The organism is uncultured Anaerococcus sp., assembly GCF_963512375.1.
Lineage (GTDB): Bacteria > Bacillota > Clostridia > Tissierellales > Peptoniphilaceae > Anaerococcus.
The window spans coordinates 1-23,810 of record NZ_CAUPMI010000029.1; the positions used below are offsets into that span (position 1 = coordinate 1).

The following is a 23,810-nucleotide window of genomic DNA, read 5'->3' on the forward strand; positions in this document are numbered from 1 at the left end:
TTGGGATAATGTCCCCCTCAACCATATTTATCTGGCACTCATACTCAATATCCTTTTCCTTGTCATAAGCAAAAACATCTAGCTCATCATCAGGATCAAAATATTCTAATTCTTTAAGTAATTCTTTAATCTTCACCTTAAATACCTCTTTCTTCAGGTTTTGTATTCGCAAACTTCATAAAAGCATTAACCGCTTTAAAGTATATTTCAGGCTCTATATCTGTGTCGCTATGGATTTGAATCCAGGCTGGAGAATTAACCTCTATCGAAGCAATTAATACAGGTTTTCTTTTTATTAAGAAATTAATATCCATCCACCCATCATCATAAAGTTTAGCCCTTAAATTTTCATCAATCTCAGCAAATTCTCTTTTAAGTTCATCTAATGTCATCTACTCAACCCCTACTCCGTTCTACTCAACTCTTACTCAACTTTTATGTTGGTTACTCAACTCTTACAAAAGCCCTATATTTCAACATTTTAGTAAAATTCTTATAATTCTACTCGACTTTTCTCAACTTTTCTCGGTTTTACTCAACTCTTGAATCTCAATCTCAACCCTAGGATTGCTTTTATCAAAATCCACCCTAGACCCATCATGAGAAACCACAATCTTATAATTATCATCAGCAATCACCCCATAGTCCGTGAGAATATCACAAGTCGCTGCAAGCAGGTTCGTGAGATCCACACGGTGCTTAGTTTTACGATAATAAACGCATTTTAAATTTATAGGGTAATCAATAGCCTTTTTATACTTCCCAGTAATTTGTCTTCCGCAATCTTTCGCATAATCCTTGTATCTCTTGGACTGAGTCAAAAAAGGTTGCCCAGTCCTAGAGTTTTTAAAAATCTGCATATTGTTCTTTTTCGTCGCAGGGTTTCCATATAAGACTAACTTCATACATCACCTTTCTTTAGGACTCAATCAAGAAGTACTCTTTTTACAAGTCCTCTTTTTACTCTTTCGTTATCAATAATCTCAAGAAAACAAGACTCTTTTCTTGCTGGATACTCATCATAAACTACATATGAGTATAACTGGTCAAGCTCCAAATCTGTTAGCTTATCGAAATCTAAAACTTTAATCAACAATTTATTAAGCTTATCTTTATAATCACTAGCCATCCTAATCCTCCACAAACCAATAAATAATATGATTAATAGCAATCATCCCTATTTCAACGTTTCCTGAATATAGTTTTAGATAACCTGCATCTTCATCAAAATAATAATCATCAACTTTAAACAACTTTTCCCTACCACTAACAAAGCTAACAACTAAATTCATACATCCTCCTATTATCAGAATGGGATTCGACCATCGTCTTGAATCTCGCTAAAATCATCCTCAAAAAAGCCCTCAGATTGATTATTATTGCCATGATAGGTATTCGTACCCCCAGAGTCTTTTCTCTCGTTCTGAGTTGAATTAGATAGGTATTCGACACTATCAGCGACTATGTCTGTAGTGTAAATTGTCTTCCCCGTCTCCATATCTTGGTAGCTTCCCGTTTGAATTCTTCCGTCAACGGCACATTGACTGCCCTTAAATAAGTACCTAGAAGCATTCTCACCCATCTTGCCCCAGACAATAACCCTAGGGAAGTCAGCGGTAGGCCTGTTATTAGCCTCCGCCTCCTCTCTCTTGTCCCTGCTCATCTTCCTGTCAAGGGCTAGGGTAAAGGTGCAAACCGCTTGATTAGACTGTGTATATCTTAGTTCAGGATCCTTGGTCAATCTCCCGATTAAAATAACCTTATTCATCAACACTCTCCTTCATATCCTCTACAGCATTCCTTAATTTAAAGTTTATAGTCGCTAGACTCAAATAAAAATCTGACTCAGTCACAACCCTTGGATTTTCTAGTACAGTTACCATCGCTTTTTTCGTAGCATCATAGGCTAGAGCCGACAAGACCGCCAGCTCCTCTTTATTAAAATCAATTTTCATATCCTAATCCCTTTCTTCTTATCTTCTCTAATATCTTTTCTAACTTCTTCTAAATCTCTCATTTTAGCTATAATCTCTACTCTTAATCCTCTTTTCTTGACCTCAAACCTATCAAGCCTGAGGCCTCCAAAACATATAATCCAAAGCTCCTTATCAGTTAGCTTCGTAAACCTATCTCTTAATCTGCCATTAATCATGATAGAATCACCATCATAAGTTTCCTCGTACTTGCTAAAGTAATACTTTATAGGTGCGTCAGCTTTATCATGGGTGATATTTTCAGGATGTTCATAAAATTTCTGCATCCATAACCTCTTCACCTTTTAGTTTTAACTCGTGATAAGCAGATAAAACCTTCAACGATACTCCCGCTGCAGTCATCCCTATTTTCTTAAACTCTTTATTTTTTTCCTCTTCGCTTGTCTCATTTATCGCCTCCATTGTTTGACCAAGTATGGCAACTAAGAATTCCAATTCTTGTTCAGTAAAATCTATCTTCATTTTTTCATCTCCCGTTCATTCTTTCTAATCTTCTAATCCTTGCTTTTTCTGCAATACTTATCTCTTTTTCTTGGTATCTATCCTGATTAATTTTTTTGTCTATATAATTTCCTTCCATAACCTTTACAAAATTATTAGGCTTGATAAACCAATCAAAAGTCACTCTAAAATCGCTCTTATATCCTTTTAAAAACTCACTATCATCTATAGACCTAATAGCTTCAACTACCTTTTCCAATCCGTATTGATTAATTCTAGCTTGTATCATGCTATATCTATTAGTATTAGGATTAAGGGCTTGTAATTTAGGTATGTTTTTATCTAAAGAATTCCACTCGCTTATAATTAATTGTTTCCAGTCAGCGTCATCATGATTATTATTACATCTTGTATTATTAATACTTGTATTATTCTCCTCGGTGATTTCACCTATAGGGTATCGGTGATTTTCCCTATAGGGTATAGGTGTTTTCACCGATAGGGTATAGGCGTTTTCACCTATAGGGTATCGGTGATTTTCCCTATAGGGTATAGGTGTTTTCACCGATAGGGTATAGGCGTTTTCACCTATAGGGTCTAAGTCCCTATTTATATAAGAATTATTAATGTATATTTTTCTCTTATTTATCTGTTTAGTCCCATCTTTACACTCAAAAACAACCTTTATATATCCGTACTTTTTTAGATTATTAATCCAATCTGAAATAGTGTCTTTATGGACTTTGTATAGCTTAGCAAAATAAGTATTACTAGCTGAACAATATCCATATTTATTAGAAAGGGCAGTAATTTCAGAATACATAATCTTTTCGTTAGCTTTTAATCTCTCATCATATCTAACGTCAGCTGTAAGAATACTAAAATAACTAGGTCTTTCATTCAACCAGCCTCACCTCGTTTCTTTCGTACATACTCACACACTTATCAATTAATTTATTTAGATTTTCTTCAGTGCTTTCGAACATATAATCAAAATTAATCTTGTGTATTCCTATCGACTGAGGATTGTAACTTCCTGTACAACGTCCATCTTTATCAGTGCAGTAAGTCTCTATACATATATATCTATTTAAAACTTTGTCCATATAACCGTGCATGTACCATAATTTAGGCAAGGGATTTAATCCGCTAGCCTCACAAAAACTAACTTCGATACAAAACTCCTTATCACCCCTTAAAGGCTCTATATCTATAAAAAACCTAGTAGGTGCCATCTTTCTTATATTTATAATTTTAGAATTTTTAAGTCTATTGATTAAATAACTATAAGCTGCCATCTATACTCACTTCCTCATATAATCAAAGTATTTTTTGACATAATCAATCTCGCTATTTGTGCAATACTTTTCAAAATCAACTATCTTCTTATCACCACTAGCTAGGCTTTCAAAAGCTTTAGCCGCTTCATCAGAATTATCAAATTGAAAAGCAATTCTTATTCTAGGATAAACCCCTCTCACATCATCAGGATAGGCTGCTAGCACGTCTTTTTTGTCGTAAATATGTGAATAACTCACACTCCAATCTTCTACCTGTATATCTATACAATCAGGAGTAATACCTCTTTTAATAACTTCCATGCTATCTCCTTAATTAGTTTCTTCAAAGCTTATCTGACTAATCCAAGCTACTAATTGTTTAATTTCATCACTTGTTAAGTCTGCTGTCTTACTCTTCTTAAAATCAACCATCATCTTTTCAGCTATCTCAGCTGGCTTGATACCTACTTCCTCAGCTATGTCAAACATATGCATAACTTCCTGCTTATTATCTTGTTTATATCTAGCCTGGTTTTTATCTAAGTTGTTATTTTTTCTATAACTCGAATTCGTTTTTGTATAACCTTTCTTGAGAAATCTAAACACTTCTTGCCATTTAAACTTATAATATTCTTCTATAACTAGGCTATCGATTTTTCTATTTTCATCATAACCGACTTCCTTGACTCGATATGTTTTCCACTTCCAAGCGTCTTTAGTGTTTTGACCTGATATATCTTCAACCCATATAGTAGGAGCGGTATAAAGCTCACGCCCTATACCTATATTGAAGCAAGCTCTTTTAAAAGCGTCGCTCGCTCTACCCTTTTCAGCTTCTGAAAAACTTTCGACGCCAACATCTTGTTTTGTAATCCATTGTTTTTTATCTTCATCATAAATAGACACGTTGCAGAATAGCTGGCCATTTATAACCTCATGGCTTCTTTGCCATCCTGTTATGCCTAGAGTTTCATCAAGAATTTTCATATCACATCTGGCATCCTTATATAAAAGCAACATAGCTTTTTTGTAATCTTTAGAAGTATGGCTTACTCTTACTTCTATTTCATCAGGATTTAATAATCTAAAATCTTTCATCTAATCCTAATCCCTTCTGTCTGTACTAACTCAGCCCCCTCTATTTCAAGGCCATTTTTTATATCATCTTTTAATTGCTTTTTATCTAATTTATAAGAAGCAATCTTATATTTTTCAGGTATAATAGCTTCATCAGTAATTTTTATTGATTGAGGATTTTTTTGGATATTTATATCAAAGATGCCAGCTTTAATTTTTTTGCTATGTGTAGCTTGCATATTGTAAAATAGATGTTCTTTTAAATCCTCTTTTTGCTTTTCTAAACTCCTTCTTTTATCTGCCAGCCTCTTTTCTTCACACCTTAAAGCTTCTATATCTCCATCGATATTTTTTATAACCTTCACGATATTTTCAGCCTTTAAGTTAAATTCATCCTTAATGCTATCAAGCATTTCTTTAAGATTTTCACCATCATAATTTTCTTCTAGGCTAACATAAGCCTCAGTTATTTCGTATAATTTCAAAATATCACCCTATCCCCTTGCATTAAAACTCCATCTTCTCTAGTCCAGTAACCGCCATCTATGCTTTTTTCATCTAGTCCGCATAGTTTGGATTTTATGAGTCTATCATGATCTTCTATATATTTTCTTAAATTCCTCTGATATTTATTTATTAAAATCTCCTCATCTACCTCTAAAGTCGCACACTCTTTATGAAGTCTGTCATAATAAATTTTCATTGAGCAATCCCCCTATAAATGTCGTTCCAATAGCTTTGCATTATAAGCCTGCAATCTTCTTCAGCTCTTTCTGATTCAAGTTCTTCTAAATAATTGCTTTCTTTATAATTCATTTCAGTCTCTACATCTTCAATTTCATAATCTATAACACCATCTTCATCAATTGCCTTGTCAAGCCTTTCTATTACCCAGTTAGGGTCGCTGTCAAAGTTATTACAAAAGCTTTCTACATCAATCTCAATCTCACATTCCTTGGTGATAGTCCTTGTATACTTAATCTTCATAATTTCTCCTAAACTCTTAATTGATTTTTAATCTTTCGCTTACCCTCTATAGCCACCCTTATAAGGGCTAATTTATCATCTTTATCTTCGCTATCCTCGCTCCTTTCAATCTTGCTTTCCATAAAAACCAAGCTTTCTAAACTTCTTTTTTGCAAATCATCAAAATATCTTTGCTGGTCTTTAATCTTCATACTAGCCAAATCCCAACCGCTAGGGTCATAACTGCAAGTGGTAAACCAAATATTGCACATAGCTCAGTCTTTCCATACATCGCTACCATCACCCACATAAGTCCAATTAGGCTAATCATTGCTTTTTCTGTAAGCCTCCTACTTACAACACTTTCAAGCTCCCTTAACATGATTTTTTCGTAAGTGCCTTTAGCTCCCTTTCTGATAAGCTCGCTTCTTTTTTTCCTGCTAGGTATCTTTATAACTACATCTTGCATAATTCCTCCTATAAAACCCATCCACCCTTAAAAGGTGAAATCTTTCCATCCTCCACTAATTTCAAACTAAACATATCAACATAAATCATATCTTCGCTCCCTTTTCCCAAGAAAGTAGCCCCGAAGCTATACTTATCAGCCTTAAGCCCGCAAACAATCGCCTGCTCAGTAACTCCAAGTATCTTTGCCGCTTCCTTAACTCCTTCTTTCTTAACTAATCTTTTCTCCACCTATAAGCACCTCCAAAAACATTTTAAATGTTCTTTATTTATTTTTTCCCTGTTTTTTAACATTTTTAATGGTATTTTTATTTAAAAAAATATCATCAATTCCTACACCAAAATAATTAGCAATTTTTCTCGCTGTAATTAAATTAGTAGTTCCAAGTTTTTCAACTCTAGAAACTGTTTGCTGTGCAAGCCCTGTCGCCTCTGCTAATTCCGCTTGACTAACTTTTTTTAAATTCCTGTAATATTTAATCTTATTATTTATATTAACCACCTCATTTCTGTATCTAATAATATATTACCATTTAAAATGGTATTTGTCAACTATTTTTTTAATATTTTAAATAGTTTTATTCTGAAATACCATTTTAAGTAGTGGTATTATACTATTTAAAATGGTAAAATACTAGTAAAAGGAGGGTTAATTAAATGACAAAACTCACTGAAAACCTAAAATATTACAGGAAATTAAACGGATATACTCAGGAAACAATCGCTCCAAAATTAAAAATCACCACATCCGCCTATGGTATGTATGAACAAGGTAGAAATACCCCTCCATACTCTAAATTAAAAGAATTATCAGAAATATACAATATATCCATTTCTGAATTAACTGGAGAGCCTAGAGAAACTGCCGAATTTATAGCTCAAGCAGTATCAGCCCATACCTACCCTTATATAGATAACTATGTATCAGCAGGCAAACCTACAACTATAAGTGGCATGAAAAATTTACCACAAATCCAAGTGCCAGATGAATTGATGGGAAGTTACGCAGGAAATAACAAATTATATTTTATGAAAGTAAATGGCGAATCTATGAACAAGATAATACCAAATGATTCAATTATAGGTATTTTGGAATATGAATCAATCCACGACCTAAAAAATGGAGATATAGTCGTATACTCTACAGAAGATAGCGAATATGCAGTCAAGTTTTTTTACAGGGATGGCGATAAATTAATCTTTAGACCATCATCAACTAATCCAAACTACTACGACACAATTTTTAATATAGAAGACAATATAAAAATTATGGGAAAAGTAGTCCAATACTCAGTAACACTATAACCAGGAGGAAATATTAATGTGGAAATACATAAAATACTTTTTACTTTTTTGCTTAGCTTTATTTTTATTCCTAGAAGCCTCATATCTTCTTGCAGGTATCGCTTTAATAATCTCTCTATTTTTAGCTTATAAACTATATAAGATTAGCAAGCATAACAAGCAGGATCCAGCAAACAAAATCAGCTATCAAATAAAACCTTTAAGCTTTATAGGTAAAGAAAACACCTTTGATATAAGGTTGATTTTAACAGCCTCAATACTATCCTTTGCCATATGTTTACTAGCAGGCGACCTATGGGCTACCCACAACAAAGAAGAAGCACTCAGAAAGCAACAAGAAGCCGAACAGCAAGCTTGGCAATTGCAACTAGAAGAAAAAGCCAAACAAGAAGAAATAGCAAGACAAGAAGAACTTAAAAAAGAAGAAGCGAAACAAGCAGAATTGGCAGAACAATCAAGACAAGAGGAGCAGAAAAAAGAAGAAGCTCAAAAACAAGAAAGGGTAAAGCAAAATAAAGAAGAAGCCTTTGGTATATTTGTTTTTGATAATTACTTAAAAGAAAATACTTTTATAAAGCCAAAACTATTTAGAGGAAGTTACAATGTAGCTACTCAAAAATATAATGACAAGCACACAGCATATATAGTAACCTATTCTGATAAAGATAATAGAAGAATCAAGCTAATTTTTGACTATACAGGAGATATAGAAGCGACTGATGAAGATTCTTTTAAAGCATTAGAAAATGTTGATTATTGGTATTATCTAGAAAATGGAAACGAAATTTATAACGAAATGAGCGAAAAAAGAGAAAAAGCAATAAATGACCAATAACCCGTTTGTCAACCCCAACAAAGCCCTAGGAAAAGCCAGCCTAGGGCTAAAAAAAGACTAACCATTAGACACTTAAAGGGTATAGAAAAGTCCCACCCTCAAGGGCAGGACTCACACACAATTATCATACCACAACCAACGGTAAAACCCGAATCAAAAACAAAAAGAAAGGAATAACAATGGCAAGAGATAGAAAATTTGCAAATGGAGAAGGCTCAATAACCTATGTAAAGGGCAGGAAGTCCCCATGGTGGGCAAGACTCCCAGCTACCTATGATATAAATGGCAAAGAACATAGACCAACAGTAGGCTTTTATAAATCAAGAAAGGAAGCCAAAAAAGCTCTAGACTCCTATGCAGGAGTAGAAGACATAAAAACCTTTAACGACTTATATCAAGCCTATAAAACCACATCAGAGTTTAAAAACTTCACCAAAAACAACAAAAACCGATACGAAAGAGCATTCGAAGCCTTTTATCCAATCCACAAAAAACCAATCAACGAAATCAAGTACTCACAGTTACAAGCAATTGTTGATCGTGTAAAAGATAAAGGCTACACCGAAACCGTCAACGGTAAAAAAGTGAAAAGAGAGTACAGCCACGACCACCTAAAAAGATTAAAAGTTCTATTAAAAAAACTATACAGACTAGCCCTAAAAAACGACCTAGTCCAAAACGACCTATCAAAACTGGTCGAAATCGACGGGTTAAAACTCCAGAGAAAAAAAGAAATCTTCACCAATGAAGAAATCCACAAACTCGAAGAATCCATCCCGACAAATCCAGATGCCAGATACATCCTCATCATGATATTTACAGGACTTAGGACAACAGAATTTATAAATCTAAATAAAGACAACATAGAATTTAAAACAAACGAAATCCACGACTTTGGTATCAAAACCGATGCAGGCAAAAAAAGAAAAATGTTCATCCACCCAAAAATAAGAACCTACCTCAAAGAATTATACCTATCTAGTAAATCAGGATATATAGTAGAACATAAAGGTAAGTGGGTAGGTGGAGATGTAAACTTCTACAATCAAGTCTACTACCCAGCCTTAGAAAAAGCAGGAGTAAAAAGAAAAATCCCGTACTCTTGCAGGTACACCTTCGCAACCATAGCCTACCAATCAGGCGTAAACGAAAAAGCCCTCCAGAAATTAATGGGACACACAAACTTTGGAATAACCGCCAACTCATACATCCAAGATATGGATGAATTTATCTATGAAGAACTCCAAAAAATCAACTAAAAAATCCCTGCTGGTAACCTACTGGTAACAACAGGGAAATTCAATAGTCACAAGTATTGATATTTCAACACTTGTAAAAATACAATGGTGCCGGTGGTGGGACTCGAACCCACACGCCCGGTTGGACAACAGATTTTGAGTCTATCTCGTCTGCCAGTTCCGACACACCGGCCTAAATGCTTACCAAATTATTATATCACATTTTAGGCCCAATGTAAATTATATTTTTCTTTTATTTGCTTATATTTTTGACTTTCATAAATTTTTATGGCTAGGATTCCTATACCTATGCCTATTAGAGCTCCTGCTAGGACGTCTGTTGGGAAGTGGACGTATAGGTAGAGTCTCGAGAAGGCTATTAGGACTGCTAGGATATTTGTGTAGGTTTTTAGGAGTCTTGACTTATTTAGAAGGCTTATTATTGTCGCAAAGGTGAAGGCGTAGGATGTGTGACCTGATGGGAAGGAATTATCTGATAACTTGTGAATTAAGAGGTCACTAAAACCTGTAACTTCGTAAGGCCTTGGCCTTGCTACGAGGTTTTTTACTAAGATATTTACTATTATTAGATTTAGGATAAAGGCAAGGATCATTACCTTGCCTTGTTTTTTTAAATCTCTTGCTGCTAAGAATATTATTATAAAGCTTATCCATATTAGTGATAAGTTTCCCAAAGATGAAATAGTAACCATAAATTTATCTAGGGGATTATTTCTCAAGCCTTGGATCGCATTTAGGATTCCTATTTCAAAATTTTCCATTATTCTACTCCTGTATTTGCTGTCTCTAGAGTCATGTCGTAGGCTTGTTTTATCCTTGCCCTTTGGTTTTCATTTACATAATCGTAGTATTTTCCACCATCTAAGAAGTCTTCTGCTAGGTAGGTCTGAACGTTTCTTCCGAAATCATCATAGGTCGTTCCTACCCAAAGTGGGTGGAAGCTTACATCTGAGATTTTTTTATCTCCGCTATTTAGGTCTTTTTGAAGTTCTATTTCTAGGGCTAGGGCTTGTTCTACCCTGATGTCCTTGTTATTTTCCAAGCTTTGGAAGGAAATGAAATTACCTAGAGCGTAGGCTATTAGGCCTTCTCTTCCATCTTCTGCCTTGTAAAGCTCAACTGGCTCTACTACGTGTGGGTGGTTGCCTATTACTAGGTCTGCTCCCCATTCTATCATTTTTCTGCCTAGATTTATCTGAGTATCTACTGGATATGAATGGTATTCCACTCCCCAGTGTGGATATACTATTACAAAGTCAGCACCCTGGGCCTTGGCTTTTTTGATATCTTCCTTTACCTGGGTCTCATCTGTTAGGTAATTTAAATTTTCTACTTCTTCCCTTGGTACTATAAGATTTTCCCTACCATTGCAACCATAGGTGTAGGCAAGGATGGCAATTCTTATACCATTTATCTTCTTTGTTAGAATTTTTTCTGACTCATCCCTCATGCTTCCCACATAAGAAAGACCTGCATCTTCTACAGCATCCATGGTTGAAAATACTCCCTCAAGTTCTGTATCCATGGAATGATTGTTGGCAGTTGTAACTACATCAAAGCCAGCATCTTTAATAGCTGTAAGGAAGGATTCTGGTGAATTAAATCGAGGAAAGCCTGCATAAGGCTGGTTCGGATTTGTTGTTGTCTCGTAATTTCCTATTGCTAGGTCTGAATCTTTAATAAAATCAGATACATATTCAAAAGACTTAGAAAAATCATAAGATCCACCACCTCTATTATAAGCATATTGGATTTGGGCAAGGTGGGCCATTATATCTCCGACCGCCTTTATTTTTATCTTTTTAATATCTGCTTGATTTTCTTTTGGACTTTCTTCTTTTTCTTTTTCTGATTTTTCTTTTCTTTTATATGCTTCAATCTCTTTTGGGGCAAGTTTTTTAGCCTCTTCTTCTATCTTTTGATTTTCTTCTGCCTTGTTCAAATTGTTTATTAGATCAGCCACATCGGTATTTTTATTTTCATTCGCATCATTTTTTGAACCGCATCCTACAAAAACTACCAGGCTTAATAATGTTAAAATAAATGATAAATATTTCTTCTTCATAAACTCTCCTTATATACAATATACTATTTACTTGTATTAATCACTAATTATTTATTGATGCAAGTTATTTTTATTACTATATAATTATAGGGTAGAATAAAGGAGTTTTTATGAGTTTTAGTGATTATTTTGAAATAGAGAAAGAAATTATAGATGAAAATTGTCTTATTTTAAGAATTCCCTTCAAGGAGGATTATTTAAATAAGATAGGTGCAATCCATGGTGGGGTTATAATGACTCTTGCTGATAATGCCTCAGGAGATTTAGCCAATTCCTTTGGAATGGTAGCCCCAACTCTTTCGATGACAACTCACTTTTTAAGACCAATTATTAAAAGTAAGTATATTTATGCCAAGGCAGAAATTCTTAAAAAGGGCAAGAGGATTATAACTGTAGATTGCAAAGTTTATGGTGATGATAAAAAAGTCGCAGCAACTACCAGGACTGAGTTTGCTGTAACAAGAAAAAGATAAAAAGGCTAGGCCAATGATAAAGTCTTATCAAATGGCCTGGCCTTTAATTATATACTGCAATTTTTCCTTTTGCTGAGTTTAAGACACTTATGTCTGTATCAAATATTTCTGTTAAAACATCAGCTTTCATTATTTCATCAACACTTCCAGATAAGACAAGCTTGCCATCTTTCATAGCCAGGATCCTATCTGAATAAGCTGCTGCAAAGTTTATATCGTGGATTACAAGTAGGATTGTCCTGTTAAATTCATCGCAGGCCTTTCTTAGGTATTTCATCATCGATACGCTTCTTGCAACATCCAGATTATTTAAGGGTTCATCTAATAAGACATATTTGGTATCTTGGGCTAAAACCATAGCAACATAGGCCCTTTGCCTTTGGCCGCCTGATAATTCATCTAGGTACCTATGTTCTAGACCTTTTAGGTCCAGAAAATCTATATATTGATCGATTATCTCCATATCTTTAGTGGTTAACCTACCCTTTGAATATGGATACCTACCAAAGGAGATGAGCTGACGTACGGTTAGTTTGGCTGTGAAGTGATTTTCCTGTCTTAAAATAGATAAAATCTTTGCAAGCTCGCCGCTGTGGCAGGTACAAACATCCATGCCACCGATATTTATACTTCCTAGGTCCATATCAAGGAGCCTTCCTATCATAAGGAGGGTTGTAGACTTACCAGCTCCATTTGGACCTATTATTGAATTTAGGCCGCCTTCCTTAATCGTAAAATTAATTGGACCTATCTTAGTCTCACTTCCATATATTTTTTCTACATTTTTTACTTCAATCATTCGCTCCTCCTTCTAAAGATCACTAACAAGAAGAATAATCCTCCTACAAGCTCTATAAGTATTGATACCACACCATTTGCATTAAAAATATGATTCATAACAAAATATGCAAGGGTGATAATAAAATAGGCAAAGACCAGAGACATTACTAACAAATACTTATGGTCATAAGACTTGCAAAACTCATAGGTTAAACTTACCACCAAAAAGCCAAAGAAATTCATTGGCCCAATTAGGGCTGTTGACACACTCATGAGTATTGATACTCCTATCAAGGCTAGTATTGTTGACTTCTTATAGTCAAGGCCTAAATTAGTCGAAACTGCCTCTCCAAGGCTTAAAACATCAAGCTTCTTAGCATTGGCAAAAATTATAAAAGCTACTATAAAGACAATTATAGCTGAAACTAAAAAATATGATGAATCAGCATTATTTACAGAAGCAAAGAGTTTAGCTTGAAGAACATCAAACTCCGAAGGGCTTAAGAGCCTTCTCATAAAGGCTGAAATAGACCTTAGGCCTTGACCTAAAATAATTCCTACTAGAAGAAGGAAGTCAATATTTCTATTCGAGCTTAAGATGCTTGAAAATAAGGCCACACTCACTACAACCATAATAAGTATCTGACTTATGTAATAGGTCATACCTGTCATAGCTGTGAAAGCCGTAACTCCTAAAAAGTACATAGTGGCAGTATTTATTGTTGAATAAATAGCCTCAAAGCCAAGAAGTGATGGAGTTATGATTTTATTATTGGTAACAGACTGAAAAATCAAGGTTGCTAGGGCCTGGCAAGTTGCTGCTATAAGCATGGCAATTATTGAATTTTGTCTTCTTTTTACTACTGGCAAAAATGAGGGAGAATCAATTGGCACTGGGTTATTGTAGGTAAGCAAACCATATATATTTAAAAGTGTAAGGCAAATTAAAACAGCTAAGATAAGGAAATATCTAGTTTTATCCTTGCTTTGCCTAAAAGATATTTGCTTCATATTTAGCTACCTACTTTCTTTCTAAATAAGAGGATTAAAAATGAAATAGATCCCAAGCTTCCCAAAATTAGGGAGACCGGCACTTCAAAAGGTGCGATTATTGTCCTAGATATAAGGTCTGCAATGATTATAACAAGCATGGAAATCAGAGCAATATATGGCAAATTCTCCCTAAGATTATCACCCCTGTAAATTGATACCAAGTTTGGAATTATTATCCCAAGGAAGGGAACATTTCCAACTACACTTGCCACAAGACCTGTGGCTAGAGATATTAAAATATTTCCAACAAGGATTATCCTCTTATAATTAAGGCCAAGATTGGTTGATACTGCCTCTCCAAGGCCTGCTAGGGTTAGCTTGTCAGCATAGATATAAATAATTACCGATATTATGATGATAAGGTATAAGTATTCATATCTTCCCTTTTGCATTGGTGCAAAAGATCCAGCAAACCAGACTTCAAGAGATTGCATCATATCAAATTCCAGGGCTACAAAGGTCGATATTGCAGATACAACCGCCCCCATCATAATGCCTATTATCGGAACGAACAATGACGATTTGAACTTAATATTTCTTAAAAGGAGAAAGAATACCATCGATCCGATAAAGGCAAATACGATTGAAAAGCTAGTCCTTACAAAAAGACTAGCTGAAGGGACTAAAATATAGGCAAGGATAAGGCCAAGGCCCGCCCACTCTATAGTACCTGTTGTAGTAGGCTCCACAAGCTTATTTTGACTTATAAGCTGCATCACCACTCCTGCCATACTCATGGCAAGGCCTGTTAGCATAAGGCTAAGGGTCCTTGGTATCCTTGTTATAAATATCATCTTCCACCCTTCAGGGTTTTCCCTAATATTATAGGCCCCTGTAAAAATGGATAAAATTGCCAGTCCAAAAACCAAAAGTAAGAGAAAAATTAAATTCTTATCTATTAATTTTTTATGACTAGGATTTTGACTTTTCATACTTATTTAGAAAATAATTCCTTAAGGCCTTCAAATATTTTTATGAAAGTTTGAGGAGATTCGTTTGTGTAGGTATCAGCAGGTGCATAGTATACCTTAGAATTTTTAATAGCATCTGTTGATTTTAAGGCTTCGCTTCCTTCTATAACATCCTTAGCAGGTGTTGATTCTTCGCCTTCCTTAGTAACAGCAGCATCCCTATCAAGTACTAGGAGATAAGCTGGATTAGACTGAGCGATTGCCTCTACAGATATGTCATCTCCCTTGTGGTCTGTAGATGAATTATCTACTTCTATAGCAGGTTTTAAGCCGAGAATCTCATATAGTGGACCCCAAACCCTACCAAAACCTGGAGCAGAATAGCCGATTTCTCCACCACTTACGACAACAGACATTACAGTTCCATCTTTGTAAGCTTCTTTAGCTTCTGCTATAGATTTGTCTAGTTTTTCTATAAGGGCCTTAGCATCTTCTTCCTTATCAAAGATTTTGCCAAGGGATTCTAGAGAATCTTTAAATCCATTAACTAAGTTCTCTCCTGGATTTGCTGCCTTATCACTAACATCCCAGTTTAGATCGATAACATCAGCATTTGGACAAAGTTTTTTAAGCTCTTCTGTGTATTTACCAAATCTTTGGCCAACTATAATTAAATCTGGGTCAGCTGCAGCAATAACTTCAAGGTTTGGTTCTTTGTGATTTCCAATATCTTGGATTTCATCATTTTTAACAAAGCCACTTGTAGCTGGCATAATTGGTTTTGGAGCAGCTACTGGTGTGATTCCCCATTCTTCAAGGGTTTCAAATGTTCTATTGTCAAGAGCTACAACCTTTTTAGGATTTTTCTTAACTTCTACTTCGCCAGTCAAATCTTTTATTTTAACTGTATCTGAATCTGAAGCTGTATCTTTAGCTTCTTCTTTGTTCTCATCCTTAGCAGTTTCTTCTGTTTCTACTGCTTGCTCTGTTTGAGCTGCTTCTTCCTTTGGAGCTTCTTTTTCCGCTCCATTTCCACATGCCGAAAGGCTAATTGATGCTAAAAGCATCGCAATAAGTAACTTATTTTTCATTATATCTCCTTATGAAATTGATTATTGATATCATCATAGCATAAGAAAATTTTAAAGTCAAATGTTTTTCGAAAATGATTCTTATTCGCATTATAAAATAGCTTTTATAATCTAAAATTATTAGTATAGTCATCTTAGGATTGATTATGAGAAAGATTTTATTTATTATTAACTCAAAGGCAGGTAAAACTGAATTTGATATAAAAAAAGAAGATATAGAAAACACCTTTAGGAGGGTCAAAAGGCAATCAGAAATTGAGGTTGTTAACACAAGATACAAGAACCACACCAAATATCTGATAGATGCCTTTGATAGCCTGGATTATGACGAGAAAGTTGTTATAATTTGCGGTGGGGATGGGTCTCTTAATGAGCTTGTCAATGTAGCCTATGGCAAGAATATGGCTATCGGCCTTATTCCAATGGGCACAGGCAATGATTTTGCCAAAAACTTTGATTATGATTCCTTTAAGCTCACTGACCTCTTAGATTTTAGGATTAAGCCAATTGACTTGATAAAAGTGAATGACTTTTATTCCATAAATGTCACAAGCATCGGCTTTGATACCCAGGTTTTGGAAAAGGCTTATGAATATTTGGATGAAAAACCAAAACTTGGCAAGAAGGCCTATCTTAAGGCTACCCTTGCAAGCCTTAGAAATCTAAACTATGAGAACTTGACCTTTAAATTAAAATTAAAGGACGGATCACATTTCGAAATAGCTGGCGAGTATTTAATTTCTGCCCTATGTAATGGATCATATTATGGATCAGGTTTTAACCCTGCACCAGAAGCTAAGATAGATGATGGCTACTTAAACCTCATCTTAGCTGATAAAATTCCCCTCCCTAAGCTTCCTGGCATGATTTTAAAATATAAAAAAGGTCGCCATCAAGCTAGTAAATATCTCAGGGAAATCGAGGTTACAAAGGGTAAAATCATTTCTCCTAAAGAATTTATTGCCAATGCAGATGGCGAAATTTTTAGGGCTAAGGAAATTGACTTTGAAGTCCTTCCAAAGGCCATTAATTGGGTTTATTTTAATTAAAAAAGCTTATCATCTCAAATTGAGATTGATAAGCTTTTTTATTATTTAGCCTTTTTTCTTTTTAAAATATATATAAGTATAAAAATTATAAGGCCGAGACCTAAAAGCCAATATAAATTAGGCTCAAAACTTGATTTTGTTTTCAAATCTTCTGGCAGGCTTGATTCATTGGCAAGTATTGCCGTTCCCCCATTATCTCTTAAAGGAATTTTTAAGGTAACTTTATTTCCGCTTAGCTTAACTTTTTTCTGATTATAAAGGTCGTATAAGTTCTCATCAGATTTTAGGTCAAAGCTAATAGTTTTTTCCTCATCACTAGTATTTAGGCCGATAATTAGCTCATCTTCTCCTAGGCTCCTGGCAAAAACAGATACCGTATCATCCATGTATAGGCCTTTCCTGTCGCCTCTTGCAAAAATTTCTGGATAAGCCTTCCTTATTGCAATTAATTTCTGATAGTGGTCTAGGATTGGGTTATTTTCAGTCTTTGACCAGTCAAAGTCATACCTATTTTCGCTAAATACGCCCTTGTCAATCTTATCCTTTTTGCCTGATTGGCCGATTTCTTCGCCGTAATATATGACAGGTTGGCCCTTGGCTGTGAGTTGTAAGGATGAAGCTACTAAAAATTTACCAAGATCTCCACCTAGTCTCACTTTTAGGAAACCATCTTCATCGTGGGATGATAAGAATTGGCCCATTTGCCTATCTTGGCTTATCTCTGAATTTCTCTTAGCTAATTTGCTTTCAGTTTCAGAAATCTTGCCACGAACAAAATCTTTTGCCAAGTCCTTAAAGTCAAAGTCTAGGAGGGAATCCATCATACTTGGGTCTAGATAGCCTCCATCCTTAAAAACAGATGCCCCATAGTTTTCCCCTATCATTTTTATATCTGGCTTAGCTTTACGAGCCTCAGCCTTGAAGTCTTTCATGGTATCTTTATCAACATGCTTGACTGTATCGACCCTAAAATAATCGATTCCACCACCCTTAGCAGTCTTAATATTTTTAAGCCAGGCAACTTGCCAAGAAATTATTTTATCTCTCACGCTCTTATCTTCCGTTTTAAAATCTGGCAGACCAGCAAGTTCTGTTTCTATATCACCAGCCCCGCTTTTTTCCCTGTGCATACCAGCAAATGGTCCTTGGTTTTTAGTTCCATAACCTGAATGATTGATTACTACATCTACCATTAGCTTTATACCATTATCATGGAGAGCATCGATTAGGTTTTTTAAATCATCTTCACTACCCAAATGTGGGTCAAGCTTGGTAAAATCTTCTGCCCAATAGCCGTGGTAGGCAAATTGCTTACCGCCCTTATCTGCCATCATGTTTGAATCGATATTTTTTACAATCGGTGTAATCCATAGGGTCGTAATTCCAAGCTCTTTTAGGTAAGGGATTTTTTCTATTATTCCTTTAAAATCACCACCATGATAGGCTTCCAGGTGATCTTTATCAAAAGACCCTTCTACATTTGCTGGATTATTATTAGATTCATCTCCATCAAAAAACCTATCGGTCATTATCATGTAAATAATTTCTTCATCCCAGTTTGGGCTTTGCTTATTTTCTTCTGCAAAAGATTTAGGCCCTAATATTAAAATTAAGGCTAAAAATATGCTCGATAGTCTAAAAAATATTTTTTTCAAGGCCCCTCCTAGAATGAAATATGATATCTTATTGCAATAAAGCATAAGATAATTGCAAGTGGAACATATAAAAATCTTCCAAGATTGTACCAAGTATTTCCATATTTATTTGGATAATTTTTGTTTACTTCTGCTAAAAGTTCGTCTTTTTTGATTACCCAGAACCAAGTTATGGCTCCAATTATACCGCTTATTGGTAGGATGTAGATTGTTACGACATCCATCCATGGGCCCCATTTGCTTATTGGGTGGAGGAAGATTCCTCCGAAGTATATTATTGAAATTAAGGCAATTAGGACAAGATTTCTCTTTAGTTTTGGGAAGGAGAAGACAATCGCTTCTGCTACTGTTTCTATCATTGACTGGATAGAAGAAATCCCTGCAAAGACTATGGCCACAAATAAAATTAAGGCAAAGATTCTGCCAAGAGGCATCTGTCTTAGGGCTTCAGGCAGTACTATAAACAAGAGTTTTGGACCTGCTTCTGGTGAAAGTCCATAGGCAAAGGATGCTGGTATCATAACAAAAGCACTTAGCATAGCAGCTAGGGTATCAAAAGCTGCTGTAGTTGTTGATGCCTTTACTACATCTTCCCTATCTGGCAGATATGATCCATAAACAACCATTACAGTTCCAACAAGGGATAGGGAAAAGAAGGCTTGACCCATGGCTGCCACCCAGGTTTTAACTTCAAAAAGCCTTGCCTTATCCAAAGTAAAGATAAACTTATAACCATCGCTTGCCCCATCTAGGAAGGCCACCCTAAGAACCAAAACTAAAAATAAAACAAAGAATAATGGCATCATCAACTTGTTAGTCTTCTCTATTCCCTTTGTCTCATAAGCTAGAGTGAAATAAACCATTATTAATAGAATCAAGTGGACACCTACAAGTCTAAAGTCACTTGTAGATATGCTTTCAAACCAAGCCTGGCTATCCATAGTGAAAAGATTACCGCTAATTGTATCTATAAGTGCCTTTAGGACATAGGTTATTACAACCGCATAACCTACGGCAAGTAGGGTTACTCCAATCATTGGTAGCCATCTTATAATTTTGCCAAAGCCTTCCATATTTCTTTCCTTGAAGGCTTCTTTGTAAACAACCATTGGGCCTGACTTATATTTTCTTCCTATAGCATTTTCTGCTGCAAGGCCTACCCTGCCAAATAAAAATATGAATATCAAATAAGGTATTAAAAATGCTAGGCCTCCATTGGCTCCTAATTGATAGGGAAAGGCCCAAACATTGGCAAGGCCTACAGCAGAGCCCACACAGGCCATGACAAAGCCCCAGGAATTTGTAAATTCGTTTCTTTTTTCCATAATTACTCCATGATTTTCTTCAAAATAGTGCCGACTAAACGGCACCTTTAATATTAATATATTTTTGCTCCAGCTGGTATGGATGGGTCAAGCATTATTAGATTTAATAATTCTTCTCCATCATATTCGCACATAGCTGATAAAAGCATACCACAAGACTCTTAGCCCATCATTTTTATAAGTGGAAGGTTGGTTATAGCAAGTAGGGTCTTGCCTACTAAATCTTCTGCCCTATAATTATTTTTGATGGCTGATAGGATTACCCTATCTTTTCCTGTTCCATCATTTAGGGTGAATTTTAGAAGTTTTTTAGACTTTGGAACTTCTTCGCAAGACTTAACCTTTACAACCCTAAAGTCTGATTTAAAAAATGTTTCAAAATCAACATCTTCTTCAAATAATGGCTCAATTTTTACCTTTGTCAGGTCAATCTTTAGCTAAAGCTTCTTGGCTTGGCTTGTTTTCATGCTTTTAATTTCCAAGTGGTTTTCTTGTTGGGAAAATCCCCTTTATTATCTTTGCGTCTTTTACCATAAAAATTCTACTTTTTTGATAAAAAAACACGCTATAACTATTATACCACATTATGCATGCTCTTTATTCAATTTCATCTTTAAATAGGAAATTGTCTATTTAAATATTCTTCCATTAAATAGTACAAAATTACAATCATCTTCATCCGTTAATTGTCTAACTTTATCTTGACCGATATTGAAATATTCAGATACTTCTTTTAATGTTAGAAAGACTTTTTCACAACCACGAACTCCTTTTATGTTTTCATTAATCATAAATCCTCCAAATAGTATTTTAAAAATATTAATTTTAAAGTTTTTTGACATTGACAAGTGCTTTGGATTAGCAACATAGGAATCTCACCTCCGCCTCTACTCCGGATGAGCCGGCTTCAACCTTAGAAGTATCATTATCCTCATTTTCTTCATAGCGGATAGGGTATTATATTCAAACTCTTACTTATCGCTCCCTTTCTACTTCCCTTGCTTTTATCTTAGCAATACTTGTTTTGCCGAATTATTCAGTAGAAAGATCTTTGCGGATAGGTTATTACGCTCCAAAAATAATTAACGTCTTGTCTTAGTCTATTCAATTGTTAAGGTTCTAAATTTATCGAGAGTTATTAATCTTTTTAAAATTTGACCATCAGAAAATATTTATCTTGATGAAAAAAAATTCTATAAATTACCCTCTTATACTTAACAGTGAAAAGAAGTCTTTCTTGGTAACCAATTTTGAAATAGAATTTGCTTATGTAAAAAGGTCCAATTCCCACTGCATGAGTAACAGTGAAAATTAGACCCTCTTGGTAATTGTCATCTAAAAGTCTTCTAGCATTTCTTTAATTTTCTAATCGCCTTTTAAGTGTCATATTTACATTTTTATTATCTCTGGCATACTTTTATACCTTTTTAGACTTAAAGTCTTTAATAGTGCCTTTCCACCTCTTTTTATCTATAAAGATTCTCCTACATCATAGTTCATTTTTTTATTTAAACCTTTCTGTCTTAGTTTTTCTTTATCTTCTTCATACCACTTTAAGATTGTCACATAGTGGTTTTGATAGGTCTTACCACTGCTTTCCATGTATCTGGATAGTTTATTTATCATTATTTCTGTGTGTGAGTTTAATTTTTCTTTAAGATTTTTATATTCTTCTTTGCTTAGCCTTACATTTTTGTATTCTCCATAAAAGAGGGGGTGGACTTTTTATCTTTTTCTATCTCTCCCTCTCTCACTTTATCTATCTCTATATCTTTCTCTATCTCTCCGTTGCACTTTTGTTGCTTGTGTATTGCATTGGTGTTGCATTGCAACATTTTTAATTCTCTAGACTTTCTTGAACGCCTTGTAGAAGCTGTTTCTGATCCGATTAAGTTTGGTATTTCAGTTAGGTAGTATTCATCATTTTCTGTTACAACTTCTAACAAGCCTTGATTGATTAAATAATTAACCGTAACCATTACATCATCGGCTGTTTCATCTATGGTTAGTGCTAACTCTTTTATAAAATCACTTTCTACTCCCTCATAATAGAGTTTGCCCTCATCTTTTAGGCTTAGTAGTAGAAGTTTAAGGTAGATTATCGTATAGGTATCTCCTCCTGATATTCTCCTTAATCTTTTTATCCTTTTGTCTGTGCAAAATTCTTCTTTTAATTTTATCCAATAGTATCTTTTGTTTATTGCCATCCTAATCCTCCTTGCAATAAAAAAGAAGTAGATTTTTTCTCTACTTCTCCTTATGATTTATTTTTCATTATTCGCAAATTCTTTTATAATTTTCTAGCTAACAATACTATATGCTCTTTCTCGTCCAGATGGCATTCGCATTTAAATCCTATCTTATTCAATGTTTCTGTAAGATATTCGGGAGAATAAACTTCAAAATCTAACATATCCGCCCATTTTTTTATGTTTTTATGCTCTCTATATGCTCCTTCATTGCATATTAGAAACTGACCGTCCTTTACTAGAACACGATGGATTTCCCTAAAAGATACTTCTATATTCTTCCAAAAATAAATTGTTTCAAAGGCAGTTACTATATTTATGGATTCATCTTCAAAAGGTAGTTTAGCCACGTCTGCTTCAATAATTTTACACCTACCATCTTTTATAGCTTCGCTATTTACTGAACTTGCGATATCTACACTTGTTTTAGAATAGTCCATTCCATATACTTTTCTAGCCTTTGTTAAGAAGTATTGAACATTACGTCCACCGCCACATCCTAGATCTAAAACTACATCCGAGGTTTTAATATTCAGAAAGGATCTGCCCCATTTCGCCAATTTTTCGTGACCTATGTTCATTCCTTTTACCATGAAGCGACCGCCGAAATTATTTTTCGGATTTTTTACATTTTCAAAAAATTTTTTTAACATTTCTATCTCCTATTGATAACTATTATCAGTATAATTTTATCATGAATTTTATATTTATTCAATTTTATATCCTTTCTACATTGATATATTCCAGATTTTCGATAATCGAAATTCTTGATTTCCGATTTTCGGAAGTCTTGTTATTATGGTTATTTAAGGGTGTAACTTTTCGTTACTCCCTTAGATTTCTCTGGTCATATCTTTTTTGTTTGGTTTTACTTTTTCTTTTACTTTCCTTTTGACTTTCTCTTTTGTCTTATCCTTGTTCTTGGATAGGTCTTTGTATTTCTTTATTTGTTTTAGGATACTTTCTTTTTCTTTTTTATTTTCTTTGGCTATGACTTGCTTAAAGGCATATTCCATTACTTTTATGTCTTTGGCTTGGAAGAATATTTCATAGTTTTTGCTTTCTTTGTTTTTCATTACTGAGAAACTTACTCCAAGTTTGTTTAGTTCTTTTTTTAAGTCTTTGAGGTCGCTTTGATCTATGCTTATATTTTCTAGTTGTCCTTTTTTGTAGAGGTCTTTTATTTTCATTTCATCGCCCATAAGACTTTTTAGGTTTCCGTTTGCTTTTTCTAAAGTATCATTCATCTTTTTTCTTATTTCTTTTTCTAAGTTGATTGATTCTTTTGCTGCCTTTATTGTGTATGTTATTATGGTTTGTGCTGCTTGACCTGCTTCTTTGCTTATTTCTTCGTTTATCATGTTTTCTCTCCTTTGTTTGAATTAAAAAAAGGGAAGTATAGGCTTTAATTTTTCTACATTGCCCTTATCATTCCAGGTTGTTAGTTCTACTTTTCTTGTTTTAGGTTTTCCATTTTTATTTAAAATCTTTTCTCCTTTTTCATCTAGGATATATTCTTTTTTACTTTTCTGCC

36 protein-coding genes, 1 tRNA gene and 2 pseudogenes are annotated in these 23,810 nt (G+C 34.5%); 5 read left to right on the forward strand and 34 right to left on the reverse strand.

Annotated features, from left to right (window positions below; genetic code table 11):
• Positions 1-137: 137 nt before the first annotated feature.
• From RRB46_RS09955 to RRB46_RS10045, 19 genes are all read right to left on the reverse strand, one after another.
• Positions 138-392: a hypothetical protein gene (locus RRB46_RS09955; RefSeq protein ID WP_311538420.1), complete on the reverse strand. Its 255-nt coding sequence runs from the start codon at positions 390-392 to the stop codon at positions 138-140.
• A gap of 123 nt (positions 393-515) precedes the next feature.
• Complete coding sequence (locus tag RRB46_RS09960) at positions 516-905, reverse strand: RusA family crossover junction endodeoxyribonuclease (RefSeq protein WP_311538421.1); 390 nt, start codon at positions 903-905, stop codon at positions 516-518.
• Positions 906-925: 20 nt separating this feature from the next.
• On the reverse strand, positions 926-1,129 hold the full coding sequence (locus RRB46_RS09965; RefSeq protein WP_311538422.1) for a hypothetical protein: 204 nt from the start codon (positions 1,127-1,129) through the stop codon (positions 926-928).
• Position 1,130: 1 nt separating this feature from the next.
• On the reverse strand, positions 1,131-1,292 hold the full coding sequence (locus RRB46_RS09970; protein ID WP_311538423.1) for a hypothetical protein: 162 nt from the start codon (positions 1,290-1,292) through the stop codon (positions 1,131-1,133).
• Positions 1,293-1,306: 14 nt separating this feature from the next.
• The gene (locus tag RRB46_RS09975) at positions 1,307-1,768 is read right to left on the reverse strand and encodes a single-stranded DNA-binding protein (protein WP_311538424.1); all 462 of its coding nucleotides are present in this window, start codon (positions 1,766-1,768) and stop codon (positions 1,307-1,309) included.
• Positions 1,761-1,955: a hypothetical protein gene (locus RRB46_RS09980; RefSeq protein WP_311538425.1), complete on the reverse strand. Its 195-nt coding sequence runs from the start codon at positions 1,953-1,955 to the stop codon at positions 1,761-1,763. The genes RRB46_RS09975 and RRB46_RS09980 overlap by 8 nt, the downstream gene beginning before the upstream one ends.
• Positions 1,952-2,260 carry a hypothetical protein gene (locus RRB46_RS09985; protein WP_311538426.1) on the reverse strand — a complete coding sequence of 103 codons (309 nt, stop codon included), beginning with the start codon at positions 2,258-2,260 and terminating at the stop codon, positions 1,952-1,954. Before RRB46_RS09985 ends, RRB46_RS09980 begins: the two co-directional genes overlap by 4 nt.
• Complete coding sequence (locus RRB46_RS09990) at positions 2,244-2,456, reverse strand: hypothetical protein (RefSeq protein WP_311538427.1); 213 nt, start codon at positions 2,454-2,456, stop codon at positions 2,244-2,246. Before RRB46_RS09990 ends, RRB46_RS09985 begins: the two co-directional genes overlap by 17 nt.
• A gap of 4 nt (positions 2,457-2,460) precedes the next feature.
• A complete protein-coding gene (locus tag RRB46_RS09995; RefSeq protein WP_311538428.1) occupies positions 2,461-3,339 on the reverse strand; it encodes a helix-turn-helix domain-containing protein in 879 nt (292 codons plus the stop codon).
• The gene (locus RRB46_RS10000; RefSeq protein WP_311538429.1) at positions 3,332-3,733 is read right to left on the reverse strand and encodes a hypothetical protein; all 402 of its coding nucleotides are present in this window, start codon (positions 3,731-3,733) and stop codon (positions 3,332-3,334) included. The genes RRB46_RS09995 and RRB46_RS10000 overlap by 8 nt, the downstream gene beginning before the upstream one ends.
• Before the next feature lie 6 nt (positions 3,734-3,739).
• Positions 3,740-4,036 carry a hypothetical protein gene (locus RRB46_RS10005; protein ID WP_311538430.1) on the reverse strand — a complete coding sequence of 99 codons (297 nt, stop codon included), beginning with the start codon at positions 4,034-4,036 and terminating at the stop codon, positions 3,740-3,742.
• A 9-nt stretch (positions 4,037-4,045) separates the two neighbouring features.
• Complete coding sequence (locus RRB46_RS10010; RefSeq protein WP_311538431.1) at positions 4,046-4,813, reverse strand: Rad52/Rad22 family DNA repair protein; 768 nt, start codon at positions 4,811-4,813, stop codon at positions 4,046-4,048.
• A complete protein-coding gene (locus RRB46_RS10015; protein WP_311538432.1) occupies positions 4,810-5,277 on the reverse strand; it encodes a siphovirus Gp157 family protein in 468 nt (155 codons plus the stop codon). Before RRB46_RS10015 ends, RRB46_RS10010 begins: the two co-directional genes overlap by 4 nt.
• Complete coding sequence (locus RRB46_RS10020) at positions 5,274-5,495, reverse strand: hypothetical protein (protein WP_311538433.1); 222 nt, start codon at positions 5,493-5,495, stop codon at positions 5,274-5,276. The genes RRB46_RS10015 and RRB46_RS10020 overlap by 4 nt, the downstream gene beginning before the upstream one ends.
• Positions 5,492-5,779 (reverse strand): hypothetical protein, encoded by a 288-nt coding sequence (locus RRB46_RS10025; protein ID WP_311538434.1) that lies wholly within the window; start codon positions 5,777-5,779, stop codon positions 5,492-5,494. Before RRB46_RS10025 ends, RRB46_RS10020 begins: the two co-directional genes overlap by 4 nt.
• A gap of 8 nt (positions 5,780-5,787) precedes the next feature.
• Positions 5,788-5,970: a hypothetical protein gene (locus tag RRB46_RS10030; protein ID WP_311538435.1), complete on the reverse strand. Its 183-nt coding sequence runs from the start codon at positions 5,968-5,970 to the stop codon at positions 5,788-5,790.
• On the reverse strand, positions 5,967-6,227 hold the full coding sequence (locus tag RRB46_RS10035) for a hypothetical protein (RefSeq protein ID WP_311538436.1): 261 nt from the start codon (positions 6,225-6,227) through the stop codon (positions 5,967-5,969). The genes RRB46_RS10030 and RRB46_RS10035 overlap by 4 nt, the downstream gene beginning before the upstream one ends.
• An 8-nt stretch (positions 6,228-6,235) precedes the next feature.
• Positions 6,236-6,457 (reverse strand): hypothetical protein, encoded by a 222-nt coding sequence (locus RRB46_RS10040; protein ID WP_311538437.1) that lies wholly within the window; start codon positions 6,455-6,457, stop codon positions 6,236-6,238.
• A gap of 34 nt (positions 6,458-6,491) precedes the next feature.
• Positions 6,492-6,728, reverse strand: a complete 237-nt coding sequence (locus RRB46_RS10045; RefSeq protein ID WP_311538438.1) for a helix-turn-helix transcriptional regulator — start codon at positions 6,726-6,728, stop codon at positions 6,492-6,494.
• A 155-nt stretch (positions 6,729-6,883) separates the two neighbouring features.
• On the opposite strand from RRB46_RS10045, the gene RRB46_RS10050 reads away from it, so the two are divergent.
• The 3 genes from RRB46_RS10050 (at position 6,884) to RRB46_RS10060 (ending at position 9,625) form a co-directional block, all read left to right on the forward strand.
• Complete coding sequence (locus tag RRB46_RS10050; protein WP_311538439.1) at positions 6,884-7,531, forward strand: XRE family transcriptional regulator; 648 nt, start codon at positions 6,884-6,886, stop codon at positions 7,529-7,531.
• Positions 7,532-7,547: 16 nt separating this feature from the next.
• On the forward strand, positions 7,548-8,366 hold the full coding sequence (locus RRB46_RS10055) for a hypothetical protein (protein WP_311538440.1): 819 nt from the start codon (positions 7,548-7,550) through the stop codon (positions 8,364-8,366).
• Positions 8,367-8,545: 179 nt separating this feature from the next.
• On the forward strand, positions 8,546-9,625 hold the full coding sequence (locus RRB46_RS10060; protein ID WP_311538441.1) for a tyrosine-type recombinase/integrase: 1,080 nt from the start codon (positions 8,546-8,548) through the stop codon (positions 9,623-9,625).
• Between the two features lie 85 nt (positions 9,626-9,710).
• On the opposite strand, the gene RRB46_RS10065 is transcribed toward RRB46_RS10060, so the two are convergent.
• The 3 genes from RRB46_RS10065 to RRB46_RS10075 all read right to left on the reverse strand — a co-directional run bounded on the left by RRB46_RS10065 (position 9,711) and on the right by RRB46_RS10075 (position 11,690).
• A tRNA-Leu gene (locus RRB46_RS10065) sits at positions 9,711-9,797 on the reverse strand.
• Between the two features lie 31 nt (positions 9,798-9,828).
• Positions 9,829-10,386 (reverse strand): phosphatase PAP2 family protein, encoded by a 558-nt coding sequence (locus RRB46_RS10070; RefSeq protein ID WP_311538442.1) that lies wholly within the window; start codon positions 10,384-10,386, stop codon positions 9,829-9,831.
• Entirely contained in the window at positions 10,386-11,690 is a 1,305-nt protein-coding gene (locus RRB46_RS10075; RefSeq protein WP_311538443.1) for a CapA family protein, read from the reverse strand. Before RRB46_RS10075 ends, RRB46_RS10070 begins: the two co-directional genes overlap by 1 nt.
• Positions 11,691-11,800: 110 nt before the next feature.
• Here RRB46_RS10075 and RRB46_RS10080 point away from each other — a divergent pair, with 110 nt between their 5' ends.
• Positions 11,801-12,163: a PaaI family thioesterase gene (locus RRB46_RS10080; protein ID WP_311538444.1), complete on the forward strand. Its 363-nt coding sequence runs from the start codon at positions 11,801-11,803 to the stop codon at positions 12,161-12,163.
• A gap of 43 nt (positions 12,164-12,206) precedes the next feature.
• Here the strand turns inward: RRB46_RS10080 and RRB46_RS10085 are convergent, their stop codons facing one another.
• From RRB46_RS10085 to RRB46_RS10100, 4 genes are read right to left on the reverse strand one after another with little or no spacing between them, the layout of a single operon-like run.
• Positions 12,207-12,962 (reverse strand): ABC transporter ATP-binding protein, encoded by a 756-nt coding sequence (locus tag RRB46_RS10085; protein WP_297689928.1) that lies wholly within the window; start codon positions 12,960-12,962, stop codon positions 12,207-12,209.
• Positions 12,959-13,954 (reverse strand): iron chelate uptake ABC transporter family permease subunit, encoded by a 996-nt coding sequence (locus RRB46_RS10090; protein WP_311538445.1) that lies wholly within the window; start codon positions 13,952-13,954, stop codon positions 12,959-12,961. Before RRB46_RS10090 ends, RRB46_RS10085 begins: the two co-directional genes overlap by 4 nt.
• A gap of 2 nt (positions 13,955-13,956) precedes the next feature.
• Positions 13,957-14,928 carry an iron chelate uptake ABC transporter family permease subunit gene (locus RRB46_RS10095; RefSeq protein WP_311538446.1) on the reverse strand — a complete coding sequence of 324 codons (972 nt, stop codon included), beginning with the start codon at positions 14,926-14,928 and terminating at the stop codon, positions 13,957-13,959.
• Between the two features lie 2 nt (positions 14,929-14,930).
• Complete coding sequence (locus tag RRB46_RS10100; RefSeq protein WP_311538447.1) at positions 14,931-15,998, reverse strand: ABC transporter substrate-binding protein; 1,068 nt, start codon at positions 15,996-15,998, stop codon at positions 14,931-14,933.
• A gap of 146 nt (positions 15,999-16,144) precedes the next feature.
• Between RRB46_RS10100 and RRB46_RS10105 the strand changes: the two genes are divergently transcribed.
• Positions 16,145-17,047: a diacylglycerol kinase family lipid kinase gene (locus tag RRB46_RS10105; RefSeq protein ID WP_311538448.1), complete on the forward strand. Its 903-nt coding sequence runs from the start codon at positions 16,145-16,147 to the stop codon at positions 17,045-17,047.
• A 41-nt stretch (positions 17,048-17,088) separates the two neighbouring features.
• Here the strand turns inward: RRB46_RS10105 and RRB46_RS10110 are convergent, their stop codons facing one another.
• The 8 genes and pseudogenes from RRB46_RS10110 to RRB46_RS10645 form a co-directional block, all read right to left on the reverse strand.
• Complete coding sequence (locus tag RRB46_RS10110; protein ID WP_311538449.1) at positions 17,089-18,702, reverse strand: alpha-amylase family glycosyl hydrolase; 1,614 nt, start codon at positions 18,700-18,702, stop codon at positions 17,089-17,091.
• Between the two features lie 8 nt (positions 18,703-18,710).
• On the reverse strand, positions 18,711-20,027 hold the full coding sequence (locus RRB46_RS10115) for a sodium-dependent transporter (protein ID WP_311538450.1): 1,317 nt from the start codon (positions 20,025-20,027) through the stop codon (positions 18,711-18,713).
• Between the two features lie 161 nt (positions 20,028-20,188).
• A complete protein-coding gene (locus RRB46_RS10120) occupies positions 20,189-20,458 on the reverse strand; it encodes a hypothetical protein (RefSeq protein WP_311538453.1) in 270 nt (89 codons plus the stop codon).
• A gap of 198 nt (positions 20,459-20,656) precedes the next feature.
• Positions 20,657-20,818, reverse strand: a complete 162-nt coding sequence (locus RRB46_RS10125) for an excisionase (protein ID WP_311538451.1) — start codon at positions 20,816-20,818, stop codon at positions 20,657-20,659.
• Between the two features lie 679 nt (positions 20,819-21,497).
• Positions 21,498-22,234, reverse strand: a pseudogene (locus tag RRB46_RS10130) (phage replisome organizer N-terminal domain-containing protein).
• Between the two features lie 83 nt (positions 22,235-22,317).
• Complete coding sequence (locus RRB46_RS10135) at positions 22,318-22,929, reverse strand: class I SAM-dependent methyltransferase (protein WP_297689942.1); 612 nt, start codon at positions 22,927-22,929, stop codon at positions 22,318-22,320.
• A 180-nt stretch (positions 22,930-23,109) separates the two neighbouring features.
• A complete protein-coding gene (locus tag RRB46_RS10140; protein ID WP_311538452.1) occupies positions 23,110-23,637 on the reverse strand; it encodes a PcfB family protein in 528 nt (175 codons plus the stop codon).
• A 48-nt stretch (positions 23,638-23,685) separates the two neighbouring features.
• Positions 23,686-23,810, reverse strand: a pseudogene (locus tag RRB46_RS10645) (mobA/MobL family protein); the annotation flags it as partial.